Below are 16600 nucleotides of genomic sequence, written 5' to 3' on the forward strand. Positions count from 1 at the left end.
ACTAATTAATAGATAAAAAGCCCTATTTATAAATAGGACTTTAAACTTTTAGTATATTTTAACATTAATTCGATATATTTTCCATGTGGATTATAATAAATCTTTTATAATAGCTTTTCAAGTTCTGCTACTAAGCTGTCAAATTTTTTGATTGTATTTTCTATAGGTTTTGTATTAGTTAAATTTATCCCACTTCCTTTTAATAAGTCTATTGGATAATCTGAGCTTCCTTTTTTAAGAAAATTTATATAATTATCTGAGCCATTTTTTAGTATATCTTGGGCGAAACTGACTCCTGCACTACAGCCTGTAGCATATTTATAGACATAAAAACTATTATAAAAATGTGGGATTCTTGCCCATCCGACCTTAGATAATTGGTCTAATTCATAGTTTTGCCCATAATACTTCTTGAGAAGTTGTCCCCAAACATCATTTAACACTAATGCATTTACACTTTTTCCTTTTTCTACTAATTCATGTATAGTTTTTTCAAATTCAGCATACATAGTTTGTGTATAAAGAGTATCCTTTATTAAATCTAGATATTGTGTTATATAATAAGCTTTCTCACCATTACTTTTAGATTCTCTTATAAGCATCTCATAAAGTAATGCCTCATTAGTAGTAGACGCAACTTCATGAGTAAATATAGATGGACTTGAATTAAAATAATTTTGGTTCTTAGAACTTAGATATTCATATACAGCATGACCTAACTCATGTGATAAAGTTGAAACTGAGCCTAGCGAATTATTATAATTTAAAAGTATATATGGATGATTTTCATAGACAGATAGGCAATATCCACCACTCACTTTATTTTCATGTGAATAAACATCTATCCATTTTTCATTAAACGCTTTGTATACTACATCATTGTATTCTTTTCCCAAAGGTGATAATGCTGAATATACTATACTCTGAGCTTTTTCATAGTTAATATTACTATCAACAGCCTTAACTATAGGTACAGACATATCATATGAATGAACCTTATCCAACTTTAAGACTTTTTTTCTTAAATCTATATATTTGTGTAAACTATCCATATTACTGTTTACAGTTCTTATTAAATTATTGTATACTTTTTCATCTACATTATCAGATTCTAAATACATTTCTAAAGACGACTCATAACCTCTTTCTTGAGAATAAAATATATTCTTTTTAACTTGGCCAGTAATCAAGCCCGCAATTGTATTTATATTATCATTATAAGTAATGAGTTCATCTTGATAAGCTTTTTTTCTATTTTCTCTATCTGGCGATTCCAGTTCACTTGCATATTGAGCTGGTGTCAAATTAGTTTTTCTATCCATATTTCTAAATAACTCATACACTTGACTTGGAAGACTACTTATTGAAGACACTTTACTTAGAATATCTTCTGATTTATCGTCCAAATAATGTACTTTATTTCTTCTTATATCTCTTAAATACACACCATATTTTCTATTTATATTTTTATTTGAAATAATCTTCTTATAATCTCTATTTGATAATTTTAATATCTCTAACTCTAAATCTGAGCAAATCCCCATATAGTCTCCATAAGATTTACCCATACTATCACTCATATCTAAATATTTATATGAATTTTTATTAGTATCTTGTTTTAATTTTACATAAGCAGAAAGTTTATTTAATCTTATATCAAGTTTCTCTTTGATATCTAACGCAAAAGACAAATGCGTTGGTGACTTTGTAACTTTACCTATGTAATTTTTAAGTTCTTTTGTATCTTTATTAAAACTCTTAAGTTCTTTTTTCCATTGGTCATCACTTTTAAATAGAGACTGTAAATTCCAACATGTTTTTTCATAATCTATTTCTTGTTTTTTTTCAGCATCATCTTCAGTATCATTATTCATGACAGTAATTGCTCTATCATTATTTTTTTGATATCCTTGGTCAGCTTTTATACTTATTATTAACATGCAAAAAATAGAGATAAATAAAGGTATTATTGCTTTGCACAATTTCCTATTCATAAAAAGCCATCCTTTCAATAAGTTTACTTAATAATAGGATGGCTTTTTTTAGATATATTATTCAATTATTCATACTATATAAATAAATATCGAATTAATAGTTATCCACATAATAATCAACATATTCACAGGCTTTACTTGCTTAGAAATTTAGTTATTTCAACATGAATCTCTTTTGATAATAGCTTTTGTTTTTTCTTTTTTTACATTTTATTAACATTTATGCCATACTTATCAACAAATTTTGTTGATTTATACGTTTTTTTTGTTAATAACTTTACTTTTTTCAAAAGTCTATTAACACATTATACACAAGTTATCCACATATTATACACAGAAATTTATAAAGTTTATTTTGTACATATTTTTGTAACTAGAACAGTCATGTCATCTTCGATTTGTAACGCTTGTAACTCCAATGCTCTATCTAATATTAAATTTGAAATTTCTTTTGGATTAGTAGTTTCTATGTTTTTTAAGAAATATATTAACCAATTATCACCTAAATTGTTATTTCTTCCTGCATCTACAATTCCATCAGAAACCATTATAACATAGTCCCCTTCCTTAACTTTTACATTTTTTCTATCAATCTTTACATCTGACAATATACCCACAGGTAAAGATGATGATGATATTAAATCAACTTCTCCATCCTCTCTTTTTATATAGGTAGAACATGCTCCCATCTTTATAGTTTCTAAACACCCTCGTTTTAAATCTAAAATACCTAAGTCGAGAGTTGAAAACATTTCTTCTGAAGACTTTAATAACAACATATTATTTATAGTATCTATGACTATTTCATCTTTAATCTTTGCATCTATCATTTTTTCTAGTATATCAATAGTAGCAGAAGACTCTTCATAAGCTTTTTTACCTTTTCCCATACCATCGCTTATAGCCATCATATATTTGCCATCATTTATCTCCATATATGTGTAATTATCTCCACAAAGGATATGTCCATCCCTTGACATTGCTGAAACTTCTGTAACAGCCTTATATTTTTGAGACTTAACAAATGTTGCTTTACATTTACCTCCTAAACAGTGACATCCTATTTTTCTAACAGACATATTCTCTCCTACTAGGTCTGAAATTATATCTACAATTTTATTTTCACACATGCAACCATCATTGCAAGTTTTCTTTTCTATTGATATTTCAAACTCGCTGTTACTCTTTGTTAAGTAACTTACTTTATCAACAGTTATATCATATCTCTCTAATTGTTCATATATATTTTTTTCTTTCTCTATATCTAACATTATATCGCCCTCTAAATCCTGAGACAGCGATTTAATTGATTTTGAAATACTCCTTATCTGATTTGCTATTAATTTTCTACTTTCTGAAAACTTCACACTCCAATCATAATCTAATACAAACATTTTATAATAGTGATTTGATATTTTCACTATTGACTCTGGCTTCATACATTCCTTTCTAAAGTTTTTAGGTATATCGTTTACACTTAATTCTCCTTTCTCTTCAATTTTTTCAAGAATATTATATATCATAGTGTATGTATGATTAAATCTTGATTCCCAACACATTCTTCTCATACTACAACTTTTACATTCATCATTATGAATCATATCTATTACATTAGCTATGTCTCTTTGGTCTAGCACCTTATCCTTTTCCCTTATCTTGTCAAATGTATCTGCAAGGTCATCATAGGTTTTATAGATACTGTTTAATCGGCTATTCGTTAAGTTTTTGCTTCTCATAATATAATCGTATACAATTTCATTTGAAGCTACATTACTTTTTATTAATTTTTCAATCTTATTGAATAACCTTTCAGGCAACACAATCACTATCAAGCATCCTAACAATATATCTCTTAGTTGCATCATATTTGAAGTAATACCAGAAGTATATAGGTATATTATTGTCCAACTTAGAATATATCCTAATATACAGAAATATTTATTTATTTTATTAAATGCACCACTTATTAATCCTGAAAAAGAATATATACCCATATAAATAGCTGATGTCATATTATTTAAAATAGATGCCACTCCAATAATTACACCACTAGATGCTCCCATGGTAGCTCCACCTACTATTGAGGTCAGTAATATCAATACTGTTGACAAAATGGTCCTTATCGATATTCCAAATAAAGATATATCTCCTATCCCCATTATACTAAAGGTTAGCAGTAAACTTATTGATATGGCTTCTTCTGTCCGTACAGACATCCTATTGTTTACATTGGCCATTAAACCTATACCATAAGAAAATACATATATAGATATAAACATTATTATTGCTTCTACACCTGCAACAAGCAGATTATACACACACCTATCAGAAAAGAACGCTTGTCCCATGGAAATTGGAAGTAATACCATTGCACCTATAAACGCCACTTTGGCAATTGAATCTAATAGTTTTAGTTTCTTATTTAATGCCATAAATATTGTAAGGCACACAGCATATTTTGCTACATTTCCAAAATCATTGAATGATAACAATATCCCTATTAATGCTGATATAAATACAGGTATCTTGTACTTATCAATCTTTGATGCACATATAAAAAAGGCAATCCCTAAAGGAGCTACAGAGTCTACTATGATAGACCTACTAAGTAAAAATCCCATTACAGCGAATGACACTGTAGTAAAATCAATATATCCGCTTATTAATTTTATGACATTTGGTTTTACAGTTTTGTTCTTTACAACTGCTACACTTCTTTGCATAAAAAAACCTCCTCTTTTGTTTATATTAAGAATTGTAACAAAGAGGAGTAATTTTTTTTGTCATAATCGGTTCCAAATATCAAAAAATATTAATACATTTTTTTTGACTTTTGACATATTAAGCCTTCCAAATTATCGTATTCACTTACGGTTATTTCTTCTATTTCTAATTTTTCCATTATTATATTCAATATTTTTACACCAGCAGTTATAATATCCGCACGTTTTTCTTGTAGCCCTTTTAAGTTCTTTTTATCACTTAATGTCATCTTTATTAATTTTTGTAGAATTTCTTCTATTTCTTTTTTGCATATCTTACTATTATGTATTTTTTCCATAGAGTAAATTTCTAATTCTTGATTAATTGCTGACAATGATGTGATTGTACCTCCTATACCTATAAGAGTTTTTAATCCCTTTTCTTTTATGTAATTTAAAGTCTCACTGATTTCGTTATATATAAATGAACTCATAGCTTCAAACTCTTCATTTTCAATGATATCGTGTTTTAAAAATTTTTCTGTCATTCTAAGAGCTCCTACATTTTTACTTTTATTAAATTTAATTCCATCTGAATCACCTATAATAAATTCTGTTGAGCCTCCTCCAATATCTATAACAATAATATCATTCTCTTCTTGTATGCCTTCTAAAACACCTTTAAAGCCCAAATTTGATTCTTCTATACCTGTAACTATGTCAACATCAATACCAGCCTCTTCTTTTGCTAGTTTAACAAAATAATCTCCATTTTTACTATCTCTAAGAGCAGATGTCCCCATACAATAAATATTTTCACATTTTTCATCATTACACTTGTCAGAGAATTCTTTTAATGCTTCTATATTTCTTTGAATCGCATCTTCCTTTATATATCCCTTGCTATCTACACCTTGCCCAATTCTAGTTGTGTTAACAAATTTTTTTCTATTTATAAGTTTTCCATCCACATAATCTACTATCAACAATCTCATTGAGTTTGTTCCAATATCAATAGCTCCTATTTTCATTATAAAATTCCTCCTTAAATCAAAATAAAAAAGTCATCCTTAAACTGAATGACTTTTTTATTCAATCTTAAATTTTAAAATCAATACTCGTAGACTTATTGGCAACTTTTAATCAACGATTTATATCTACATAAACGGTTTCATTAGGCTTTACCATGTTTAACCTTTTTCTAGCTATTTCTTCTAAGTCTCCTTCATATGATTTTTCATCTTTCTTTAAGCTGTTTATTTGTATTTCAGTCTTTTTTAATTGTTTATTTAGACTTGCTATTTCTGTTTTATATTCTTTAGCTTTTTCGTACTCAAATACAAATCCTGTCATTATACTAAAAATTGATATTCCTAAAAATAAACTGATAACAATAATTTGTCCTGAAAATTTTTTTCTTAAGTTCATTTTTCCTACACCCTTTTTTTAGTTTTAGTTTTTTTCTTAGATTTTGATTTTTTCTTGTTTTTTGATTTTTTATTTGATTTTCTCTTTATACTTTTTTTTGTTGCTATAAATATATTTGGTATATAAAATATAATATCAAATAGTAGGTGTAGTGAATAGATTATAACGTAATACAAATTGTTTAAAAAACTGACTATGTAGTATGTAACTTTTTTAAAAGAATTCCTCACAAAACGAATTATTTTATTGATAATTGATAAAACAATTTTACTTATGGTGTTATAGTATAAAATAAAACCAATAAACAAAGCCACAAAATGGTAATATCTTAAATTAAAAAACTCTGTAAGGTTTATTGTTATAAATATTATAATGGTTGCTAGAAACCAAAATAATACATCAAAAATTATTGCAAAATAATTGATGAATTTAAAACTCCCTCTCAGGCTTCTATAAAAATCAAACAACACTCCTATGAGTATTCCACCATAAATAGTAGCGTAGAAAATACTTACATCTTGAGTAAAAGGTATCATCTATCTAAATACCTTTTTCAAAAAACTTTCTTGTGGCTTTTTAGGCTTTGCATATACCATAGAATTTATAGTTCCATCTATGCTAATTATATTTTCGTCTATACTTAGCTTGCTCATATCTAGGTTTTCGCCTTCAATTACCATCTCACCAACAGAAGTTTTAAGCTCTACTCTTTTATCATTAAAAGAATATATGTGCTCAACTCCTGAAATAACCAGCTTTGATCTATCTTTCAAAGTTATGTTCTGTTCCATAATATCCCCCCAGTAAATATTTCACTAATACTACTATTAATATACTAGAGGACTATTAATTTTATTCTAAAATTTCGTACATTTCTTTCGCATCATTTTTTAATACATGCTCTCTTACTTCATTTATCTTAAACTTCATCTTCTTCTCTCCAAATTGTATTTCTAATGTATCTCCAATATTCACTTCTGAAGAAGATTTAGCGACTTTTCCATTTATAGTGACAATTCCTTTATCACATGCATCTTTAGCAACAGTTCTTCTCTTTATAATCCTAGATACTTTTAAAAACTTATCTAATCTCATAATTATCACCTTCCTTAGCTCTATAGAAAAAGTGTGGTAAATTTATCCACACTTTTTCACAAGATTTCTAATTATCCATTTATTGTATCCTTTAATCCTTTTCCAGCTTTGAAAACTGGTGCTTTAGAAGCTGGTATATCTATAATTTGCTCTGGATCTCTTGGATTTCTTCCTTGTCTAGCAGCTCTTTCTCTTGTCTCAAATGTTCCAAATCCAACTAATTGAACTTTTTCATTATTTACTAGTGCATCTTGAACAGAACTCATAAATGCGTTTAACGCAGCCTCTGCTTCCTTCTTTGTTAATCCACTTTTTTCTGCCATCTTTGATACTAATTCAGCTTTATTCACGATATTTACCTCCTAAAAATGTTTATAATATAGACTCCTATCTTTCTGATAAAAGTTCTAGATTTTTGACAAATTTCCTTCCACAATTTTATTGTTTTTTAGCCTGATTCCAAAATTCATCCATCTCTTCAAGTGTCATGTCTTCTAATTTCCTATTTAAATTCATTGCACTTTTTTCTACAAACTCAAATCTATTTATGAATTTATCTGTAGTACAGTTCAAGGCTTCTCCTGAGTCTATGTCTAAAAATCTAGCTAGATTTACTATCGAAAATAATAAATCGCCTAGTTCTTCCTTTATGTATTTTATATTCCCGACCCTGTGTTCGTCAAGTAATTCCTGATATTCTTCTTCAATTTTTTTAAATACATCTTCTACATTGTCCCAATCAAAGCCAACAAGAGCTGCTTTATGTTGAACTTTACTAGCCTTCATAAGAGCTGGTAAATGTTTTGGTATTCTTCTAAGGCCATCTGTTACAGTGCTTTCGCCTTTTTCTTCTTTCTTTAACTCTTCCCAAGTTTTTTCAAACTTAGACATATCTAATTTTACACCATTAAATATATGAGGATGTCTATGAATTAATTTTTTGCATATACCATTTACCACTTCTTTTAAATCGAAGTAGCCCTCCTCATTACCTATCTGACAATGGAATATAACTTGTAAAAGAACGTCTCCTAGCTCTTCTACCATTTCATCTATATCATTATTATCAATTGCATTACAAAGTTCATATGCTTCCTCTATAACAGAATTTTTTAATGATTGATGTGTTTGTTTTTTATCCCATTCACATCCAGATGGGCTTCTTAATGTATTAACTATTATTTCTAAGTCATGTACTGTATTATACATCTTTTTAGAACTTTTGGGTATATATAAGCTAGTTAAATAGTCAAAAAAGTTTTCATTTCTGTCTAATTCACATAATTTTATAAACTTTTTACTTTCTAAATCTTTGACACCTGCTCCATTTACTATACATATTTCTTGATTATAATCATAATATTCCATAAGTTTTAACTTTACATTTGATGCTATAAATTTATCATACACTTGAGTTATTATCATACTTGTATCTAAATCTATATATGAGTTTTCTATCTCAAAAGCATCTATCAATTTAAATCCATCAGATGGGTCTATAGCTAAATAGTTAAACATAGCGTCTACAAAGCTCATAGAAGGTACTATCTCCACTTTTATGTGCTTTTCATTGGCAAGTCTCTCTATTATACTTACAGTCTTTTCTGCGACCCTTGGATGACCAGGAACCGCATATACTAAGTCACCTTTTGTAGATTCTTCTATAATAAATTCAGATATTTTTAAGTAAACACTCTCAAAGTTTTCCTCATTTTCATAAAAGTAATCTAAAGAAGTGTATTGTATAGTTTCTTTAAGCTTATCAATTATCGGATGTTTCTCTGTTCTAAAAAAGACTCTAGGGCTATTTTTTAAAGATTCCAGTACACCTTGACTTATAAGAGAATAGTCTCCTGGTCCAAGCCCTACAATACTTATCTTACCCATAACATCACTCCCATTAGCAAATTTCACTTTATTTTTGTATTGTTATACAAATAAGGAGCTTTACTATTTGTATAGTATTTCCTTTATTTGCATATATATTCCTATATTATCTTATAAGTTTAACTTTTTTTAACAATTTATATAATTTATCACCTTTTGGCATAGTTAGTATCTCTTCTTTTTTAATTCCGCCTATTCCAAGTATAACTACTACATATACAATACCACCAACACCTATTGCGATTATTGTAGATATACTATTACCCAATAATCCAACTAAAGCACCATAACTCAATTTAACCATTATAAACATTGTCATAACTGTTATAAATGGTTTTATTATAAATTCCTTCTTAGGAAATTTTACATTCATATATTTCTTAACATATAATAAGTTAATCATAGCTGCCACAAAGTATGCTGTAACTGTTCCAAAAGCTGAACCTAATACATTAATATCTGGAATACCTGTCAATGTATAACTTATAACAATCTTACATAACATACCCACACATAAAGCAATTACAGGAACTATTGGTTTTCCCATTCCTTGAATTATACCAGTCAATGTTTGTATTAATCCTAAGAACAGTACACATGGAGTAAGAGTAAACAAGATAGTTCCTACAGATGATGGCTCATGTGGAAATAAAAGACCCATTATTGGTATCGCTAATGATGCCATACCAAACGCACAAGGTAATACTATAAGTAAAGTCACCTTAACAGCACTTTTAGTATCTTTTCTAGCCTTTGATTTATTACCTAATGCATATGCTTTAGAAATAGCTGGAACTAAGCTCATACTCATTGCAGTTGTTATAACGGCTGGTAAATTTATTGTTGCCATTGCCATACCTGTCAATTGACCAAACATTGAATTTGCTACTTTATATGTAAAGCCTGCTTCCATAAGTCTTCTTATTACAATAACATTATCTATCATATTTACAAGTGGCATTACTGATGCACCTATTGTTATCGGAATAGCAACTGTTAAAAGCTTTTTAAAGATATAAGAAACTTGTTCATCCTTAAACCTTTGACTCGCATCTATCTCAGCTCTACGTTCTCTTCTTCCTAACATATAAGCAAACATCAGATAAACCATAGATGCTACTGAACCTATTGTAGCTCCTGATATAGCACCCGCTGCTCCTAAAGTTTGCCCAAAGCTTTTCATAAGTAGGTAAGCCAAAGTAAGACCTAATACAACTCTAAAAAATTGCTCTGCAACTTGAGACACAGCAATCTTAGTCATGTCTTGTCTACCTTGGAAATATCCTCTATATGCTGACATTGCTGGAACAAATAATAAAGCTGGAGCAATAGCTTTCATAGAGTACAATGCACCAGGATTTTTCATTATGTTTGTTACTATGTAGTCGGCTCCAAAAAACAATATACAAAATGATATTATACCAGTTATAAATAAAACTGTATGTGATACTTTAAATATCTTATTTGCACCTTTATAATTTCCAATGGCAACTTTTTCCGAAACCAACTTTGCCACAGCTGTTGGGAATCCAGCAGTAGCTAATGTTAAAAATAGAGTGTACACAGGATAAGCAGCCTGATAGTATCCCATTCCTTCTGAACCAATCATGTTTCCAAGGGGAATTCTAAAAAATCCACCCATTATTTTTACAATTACACCTGCTAGCCCAAGTATAAGGGCTCCTTTTAAAAAGGAGTCTTTGTTTTTGTTATTGTTCATAACATAACCTCCATACTGTTTATATAACAAACTTTAATATACCATATTTTTAATGCTATATTCAATATTTTAAACAAAAACTTCAAAAGACCTTCACGTAAAAGGTCTTTATGATAAAATTATTGAACTTGTTTTCCTAAAAAGTTAGCAGCTATTTTTAAAGATTTTTCTTCACTTTCTGCAATTGTATCTTTATCTTTTGAAACAACTACAATCGAACCTATACAGTCACCAGATGCACTAATTATAGGCATAATAACTTGACTAATATATTCCTTTTGGTCTTCTTTAAATAAAGGTAAAATATTTTTATCTTTTGAGTATTTTACTGTTCTTTCACTTATTATTGCTTCTAACTCATCACTTATACTTTTTTCTTTATAATCTTTTTTAGGAAGTTTAGATACAGCTATTATAGAATCTAAATCTGTTATTAATACACCATATCCTAGTACTTCTGCTAATGTTTCAGCATATTCCTGAGAGAATTCATTTAATTCTCCTATTGGAGAGTATTTTTTAAGTATGACTTCTCCATCTTTTGCTGTGAATATCTCTAAAGGATCTCCTTCTCTAATTCTTAATGTCTTTCTTATCTCCTTTGGGATAACTACCCTTCCAAGATCATCTATTCTTCTAACTATACCTGTTGCTTTCATATTTTTTAATCCCTCCATAAATTACTTTAAGTTTATTTTTACCATTGTTAAGAAAAATATACAAAAAAAGCTATATCTTCTCCAGATATAGCTTTTTTAAGCATATTACTATTTTTTTAGTTTTTATATTGTGATTGTATTTATTACTTTTTCATCTTTTTCTACTTTAGCTTCTTTAGTTAATTTTTCTATTTTCTCTTGATATTTATTTTTTAATAATTGTTCTTTTATAGTTTCTTTAGAATCTTCAAATGGTGTTTGTTCATTTACTTTGTCTGTTACTTTAATTATATGGTATCCATATTGAGTTTCAACTAAGTTAGATATTTCACCCTTTTTCATAGAAAACGCTGCTTCTTCAAATTCAGCTACCATTTGACCTCTTGAGAAGAATCCTAATTTACCACCATCACTTGCTGAAGCATCTTGTGAATATTTCTTTGCAACCTTTGCAAAATCTTCACCTGATTTAACTTCTTTAAGGGCTTCTTCAGCTTTTTTCTTGGCTTCTGCCTTCTTCGCTTCTGAAAGTGGCTTATTGTTATCATCTACTGTTTTTAATAAAATATGAGAAGCTTCTACTTCATCTTTTTTGAATTCATCTTTATGTGTATCATAGTATTTTTTCATTTCTTCATCTGATATTTTAGTTTCTTTAGTAAAATTAGCTTGATAGTTTTGCATAGCTAAATCTTTTTCTTGTTGGTCTTTTAAAAATGTATCATCTATACCTAATTTTTCAAGTTGTTTTTTATAATTTTCATCTTTACTCATAGCGTCTTTTAAATCTTTAAAACTTTTTTCAACATCTTCTTTTTTAGGAAGTAAGTTATCTTTTTTAGCTTGTGAATATATGACTTCTGTAGTTATAAGTTGTTCAAGAATTAAGTCTTTAAACTTGTCCTTATACTTTACTCCTTTTTCAACTTCTTTGTCCCAAATGTCTTTTCCATAAGTTTGTTCCATAGAATCTTTATAAAGAGCTATAGTTTTTTTAAATTCATCTGATGATATTTTTGTACCATTTACTGTTGCTACAGTTCCATCTGTGCTTGCGCTACAAGCTGTTATTGATATTACAACTATCATAGCTATTACTAACGTTATTACTTTTTTCAAATTTAAAACATCCCTTCTTAAATTTACAAGTTATTTTACCTTGCACATTTTTTCTAACAGTTCTTCTAATTCTGTAACTATATTATAACCTATTTTTTGTTTAGTTCTATACTTTGTTATTGGAACTAATAATATTTCATCTTTCACTTGTCTAATTTTTTCTATTTTTAATATCTTACACAATGATTTTATATAAGCTATTGTAAGTAGTGTTTGTACTGGTTTAGGTATATCAGAGAATCTATCTTCAAGTTCTTCTTGTATATCCAACATATCTTCCCTATTTTCAATAGAAGCAATCTTCTTATACATTTCAATCTTAATCAATTCATCCTTAATATAATTGTCTGGAATATATGCATTTACACTTAAATCTATTTCAACATCAATTTCCTCAACAATAGGCTCACCTTTAACCTTTTTAATTGCATCATTAAGCATTTTGACATATAAATCATAACCTATGACTGCCATATGACCATGTTGTTGAGAACCTAAAATATTTCCAGCCCCTCTGATTTCAAGGTCTCTCATAGCTATTTTAAAGCCTGATCCAAATTCTGTAAATTCCCTAATAGCCTTTAATCTTTTTTCTGCTATTTCACTTAAAGTCTTATCTTTTTCATACATGAGATATGCATATCCTTGTCTGGAACTTCTTCCAACCCTACCTCTTAACTGATATAACTGAGCTAATCCCATTTTATCTGCATCGTATATAATCATGGTATTTGCATTGGATATATCCATGCCTGTTTCTATTATTGTAGTACACACTAGCACATCATAGTCTTTATTTAAAAATCCTAAGATTATATTTTCTAGTGATTTAGAAGTCATTCTTCCATGTGCAACAGCTACTCTAGCATCTGGCACAAGCTTTTGAATCATACTTGCCATTTCTTCAATATGTTCAACTCGATTGTATACGAAGAATACCTGTCCACCTCTGCTTAATTCTCTTTCTATTTCATCTTGAATTACGCTTTCCTTACTCTCAGTAACATACGTTATTACAGGATGTCTTTCTTGCGGGGGTTCTTCTATAACACTCATATCTCTTATCCCACTTAAAGACATATGTAGAGTTCTTGGTATAGGAGTTGCTGAAAGTGTAAGAACATCTACTGTAGATTTAATTTTCTTTAAAGCTTCTTTGTGTTTTACACCAAATCTTTGTTCCTCATCAATAACTACAAGACCCAAGTTTGGTAAATTTATATCTTTAGATATTATTCTATGAGTACCAATTAAAATATCTACTAACCCTTTTTTAGCATCTTCAATAATCTGCTTTTGTTGCTTTGGAGTCTTGAATCTACTCAAAACTTCCACTCTCAAAGGATAATTTTCAAACCTTTCTTTAAATGTATTGTAATGCTGTTGAGCCAGTATCGTTGTTGGTACTAATACTGCAACCTGCTTTTGGTCCATACATGCCTTAAAAATACTTCTAATTGCTACTTCTGTTTTTCCATAGCCAACATCTCCACAAACAAGTCTATCCATTACTTTACTTGATTCCATATCATGTTTAGTTTCCTCTATTGCTTTTAATTGGTCTTCTGTTTCTTGATATGGAAACAAGGATTCAAACTCTGCCTGCCAAGGTGTATCTTTTGAAAACTTATACCCTTGTATCTTTTCACGTTTTGCATAGAGTTCAATTAAGTCTTTTGTCATATCTTCAATTTCTTTTTTGACTTTTGCCTTTGCCTTTGTCCACTCATTTGTTCCAAGCTTATTTAACTTAACTTTTTCTACCTCTGCACCAATATATTTTTGTACTTTATCCATCTGATCTATTGGTACATATAAATTATCTCCACCTTGGTAAACTATTTTCATGTAATCTTTTTTGATGGCGTTAACTGTAATCTGTTCAATTCCTGTGTATCTACCTACACCACTATTTTCATGTACTACATAATCTCCAACGCTTAAATCTAAAAATGACTCTATCTTCTTTCCTTTTTTGGCTTTTTTATTACTAGTCTTAGAGGCTCTCTTATAGACCCCTATCATTTCATTATCTGTTATAACAACAAATTTTATGGATTTATACTGAAAACCACTATTTATATGTGCAGGTACAATTACAATTTGAGAAGATTTAATTTCAATATCTCTATCTTTAGAAACAGTTGTTTCTAAGCCTTTATCCAATAAATCTTTTCCTAATTTATTTGCTCTTTCCAATGTATTTGTAGCCAAAATTATTTTATAGCCATTGTATTTCAGCCGATTTAATTCTTCTACAAGTAAGTCTACTTTTCCATTAAATGTAGGTACTTCTCTACTTTCAAAATTTATTATGGATTTTACAGAAAAGTTATTTATAGACTTTGGTAATAGTGAATTTAAGACTACAGACTTGTCTTTTACTAGGTACTCTAAATCTGTATAGTGGTATAATAGTTTTCCTTGATTTTTAATAGCTAAACCTCTTTCAAGGTTTAATTTGTAATTTTCTCTAAACTCATTTAAGTAATTTTCACATCTTTCCTTAAGTCTTGTTATATCATTGATAAATACTATTGCATCATCTGCTAGATAAGTAAATATACTTTTGTTTTCTTCTGGATAGATATAATCTATATAGTTTTCTACACCTTCAAAATAGGTCTTACTTGATATATATTCTATATTTTGAAAGGTTCCTTCATCAGTATTTTTAGTTGTTTCTTTTTTTAATCTAACTAATGCATCTGTAGTTTTTTCTGGATAAATAAATTCTCTTGAAGGGGTTATAGAGAATTGTTGTAATTTATCAATTGATTTTTGAGAAAATACGTCAAAAGTTCGTATGGAATCTATCTCATCATCAAATAATTCCATACGAATCGGATTTGTATACTCAAGCGAGAACACATCAATAATTCCACCTCTTATACTAAATTGACCAAACCCTTCTATTTTTGAAACTCTTTCATATCCTAAGGAAACTAACTTCTCAGTTAATTTTTCTAAATCTAAACTATCCCCCACTTTGTAATGAGACACACTATCAAGTAAAACTTGTTTTGGTATATATTTTCTTAAAACGGCTTCAATAGAAGTCACTAAAATTATTTTTTCTTTCTTTGCTAGTTTTAACAACACCTTTAATTTTTTTGCTTCTTCGTTTCTGTCCTTTGCATCTAAATGATAAAAGTAAATATCTTGAAACCCTAAATATTCGACCTTATCCCCAACATAAAAATTTAAATCTTCATATACTTTTTTTGCTTCTAAATCACTACTTGTGATAAAAATCATTTGTCGTGACAAATCATTAAACATAGAATATGATATATGAGGTTTTTGTACTGGTAAAAGTCCATTAACCAATAATGAGCCTTTTGTATTTTTTATGCAGTTTATTATATCTTTATACTCTTTTGAGTTCTGCAAAGGATATAAAAAAACATCATTCATTTAAATCTCCCTCTCACTATCCATTGTATTTGTTCATAGACATGTCTATATTTTCTCTTATTATTGAGTCAACAGCACACGCCGCTTTTTCTAGTGCTTCATTTATATTATCAGATTCTTCTTTTCTAAATCTAGAAAGTACAAAATCTGCTAAGTCTTGGCCAACTTCTGGCTTAGATACACCTACTCTTACTCTTGGGAAATCATTTGAACCTAAACACTTCGTTATAGATTTCATTCCATTATGAGTACCACCACTTCCTTTTTTTCTTATGCGTATCTTTCCAACATCTAAATCTATATCATCATACACTACTACTATATTATTTAAATCTACCTTATAATATTTATATATATCTATTAATGTTTCTCCACTTAAATTCATATAAGTTTGTGGTTTTACTAGTAATACTTTTTCAGTACCTACTCTACCTTCGCCAATTAAAGCTTTGTGTTTTATTTTAGTAACACTAATGTTGTATTCTTTTGCAAGAATATCTATGACATCAAATCCAACGTTATGTCTAGTCTTTTCGTATTTTTTTCCTGGATTTCCTAACCCTACTACTACGTACATTT

14 protein-coding genes are annotated in these 16600 nt (G+C 28.8%); all 14 read right to left on the minus strand.

Annotation, left to right across the window (positions count from 1 at the left end):
- Window positions 1–104 precede the first annotated feature (104 nt).
- A complete protein-coding gene (pepF, locus tag IC758_RS18445; protein WP_227436275.1) occupies window positions 105–1994 on the minus strand; it encodes an oligoendopeptidase F in 1890 nt (629 codons plus the stop codon).
- Between the two features lie 350 nt (window positions 1995–2344).
- Window positions 2345–4717 carry a stage II sporulation protein E gene (spoIIE, locus tag IC758_RS18450; RefSeq protein WP_227835017.1) on the minus strand — a complete coding sequence of 791 codons (2373 nt, stop codon included), beginning with the start codon at window positions 4715–4717 and terminating at the stop codon, window positions 2345–2347.
- A gap of 89 nt (window positions 4718–4806) precedes the next feature.
- Window positions 4807–5727 (minus strand): Ppx/GppA phosphatase family protein, encoded by a 921-nt coding sequence (locus IC758_RS18455; RefSeq protein ID WP_227835016.1) that lies wholly within the window; start codon window positions 5725–5727, stop codon window positions 4807–4809.
- A 112-nt stretch (window positions 5728–5839) separates the two neighbouring features.
- Complete coding sequence (locus tag IC758_RS18460) at window positions 5840–6124, minus strand: FtsB family cell division protein (protein ID WP_227436281.1); 285 nt, start codon at window positions 6122–6124, stop codon at window positions 5840–5842.
- A gap of 5 nt (window positions 6125–6129) precedes the next feature.
- Window positions 6130–6660 carry a spore cortex biosynthesis protein YabQ gene (yabQ, locus tag IC758_RS18465; protein WP_227436283.1) on the minus strand — a complete coding sequence of 177 codons (531 nt, stop codon included), beginning with the start codon at window positions 6658–6660 and terminating at the stop codon, window positions 6130–6132.
- Window positions 6661–6915, minus strand: a complete 255-nt coding sequence (locus tag IC758_RS18470; protein ID WP_003421411.1) for a YabP/YqfC family sporulation protein — start codon at window positions 6913–6915, stop codon at window positions 6661–6663.
- Window positions 6916–6976: 61 nt separating this feature from the next.
- Entirely contained in the window at window positions 6977–7219 is a 243-nt protein-coding gene (locus IC758_RS18475; RefSeq protein WP_227436285.1) for an RNA-binding S4 domain-containing protein, read from the minus strand.
- 71 nt (window positions 7220–7290) lie between these two features.
- Window positions 7291–7569: an HU family DNA-binding protein gene (locus IC758_RS18480; protein WP_227436295.1), complete on the minus strand. Its 279-nt coding sequence runs from the start codon at window positions 7567–7569 to the stop codon at window positions 7291–7293.
- Window positions 7570–7657: 88 nt separating this feature from the next.
- On the minus strand, window positions 7658–9106 hold the full coding sequence (mazG, locus tag IC758_RS18485; RefSeq protein WP_227436296.1) for a nucleoside triphosphate pyrophosphohydrolase: 1449 nt from the start codon (window positions 9104–9106) through the stop codon (window positions 7658–7660).
- A gap of 106 nt (window positions 9107–9212) precedes the next feature.
- Entirely contained in the window at window positions 9213–10826 is a 1614-nt protein-coding gene (locus IC758_RS18490; RefSeq protein WP_227436298.1) for a polysaccharide biosynthesis protein, read from the minus strand.
- Between the two features lie 119 nt (window positions 10827–10945).
- On the minus strand, window positions 10946–11485 hold the full coding sequence (locus IC758_RS18495; RefSeq protein ID WP_227436300.1) for a stage V sporulation T C-terminal domain-containing protein: 540 nt from the start codon (window positions 11483–11485) through the stop codon (window positions 10946–10948).
- A 123-nt stretch (window positions 11486–11608) separates the two neighbouring features.
- Complete coding sequence (locus IC758_RS18500; protein ID WP_227860661.1) at window positions 11609–12604, minus strand: peptidylprolyl isomerase; 996 nt, start codon at window positions 12602–12604, stop codon at window positions 11609–11611.
- A gap of 30 nt (window positions 12605–12634) precedes the next feature.
- Window positions 12635–16021 (minus strand): transcription-repair coupling factor, encoded by a 3387-nt coding sequence (gene mfd, locus IC758_RS18505; RefSeq protein ID WP_227436304.1) that lies wholly within the window; start codon window positions 16019–16021, stop codon window positions 12635–12637.
- Between the two features lie 16 nt (window positions 16022–16037).
- Window positions 16038–16598, minus strand: coding sequence for an aminoacyl-tRNA hydrolase (gene pth / locus IC758_RS18510; protein ID WP_227436306.1), 561 nt, complete (start codon window positions 16596–16598; stop codon window positions 16038–16040).
- Between the last annotated feature and the right edge of the window lie 2 nt (window positions 16599–16600).

It is taken from the genome of Clostridioides sp. ES-W-0016-02, assembly GCF_020641035.1.
Lineage (GTDB): Bacteria > Bacillota > Clostridia > Peptostreptococcales > Peptostreptococcaceae > Clostridioides.

Bases quoted from the DNA above. Each gene is read 5' to 3' on its own strand.
- yabQ (WP_227436283.1), bottom strand. From the start codon at position 6,660: ATGATACCTTTTACTCAAGATGTAAGTATTTTCTACGCTACTATTTAT.
- IC758_RS18470 (WP_003421411.1), bottom strand. From the start codon at position 6,915: ATGGAACAGAACATAACTTTGAAAGATAGATCAAAGCTGGTTATTTCA.
- pepF (WP_227436275.1), bottom strand. From the start codon at position 1,994: ATGAATAGGAAATTGTGCAAAGCAATAATACCTTTATTTATCTCTATT.
- IC758_RS18490 (WP_227436298.1), bottom strand. From the start codon at position 10,826: ATGAACAATAACAAAAACAAAGACTCCTTTTTAAAAGGAGCCCTTATA.
- spoIIE (WP_227835017.1), bottom strand. From the start codon at position 4,717: ATGCAAAGAAGTGTAGCAGTTGTAAAGAACAAAACTGTAAAACCAAAT.
- IC758_RS18495 (WP_227436300.1), bottom strand. From the start codon at position 11,485: ATGAAAGCAACAGGTATAGTTAGAAGAATAGATGATCTTGGAAGGGTA.
- mazG (WP_227436296.1), bottom strand. From the start codon at position 9,106: ATGGGTAAGATAAGTATTGTAGGGCTTGGACCAGGAGACTATTCTCTT.
- IC758_RS18460 (WP_227436281.1), bottom strand. From the start codon at position 6,124: ATGAACTTAAGAAAAAAATTTTCAGGACAAATTATTGTTATCAGTTTA.
- pth (WP_227436306.1), bottom strand. From the start codon at position 16,598: ATGTACGTAGTAGTAGGGTTAGGAAATCCAGGAAAAAAATACGAAAAG.
- mfd (WP_227436304.1), bottom strand. From the start codon at position 16,021: ATGAATGATGTTTTTTTATATCCTTTGCAGAACTCAAAAGAGTATAAA.
- IC758_RS18475 (WP_227436285.1), bottom strand. From the start codon at position 7,219: ATGAGATTAGATAAGTTTTTAAAAGTATCTAGGATTATAAAGAGAAGA.
- IC758_RS18455 (WP_227835016.1), bottom strand. From the start codon at position 5,727: ATGAAAATAGGAGCTATTGATATTGGAACAAACTCAATGAGATTGTTG.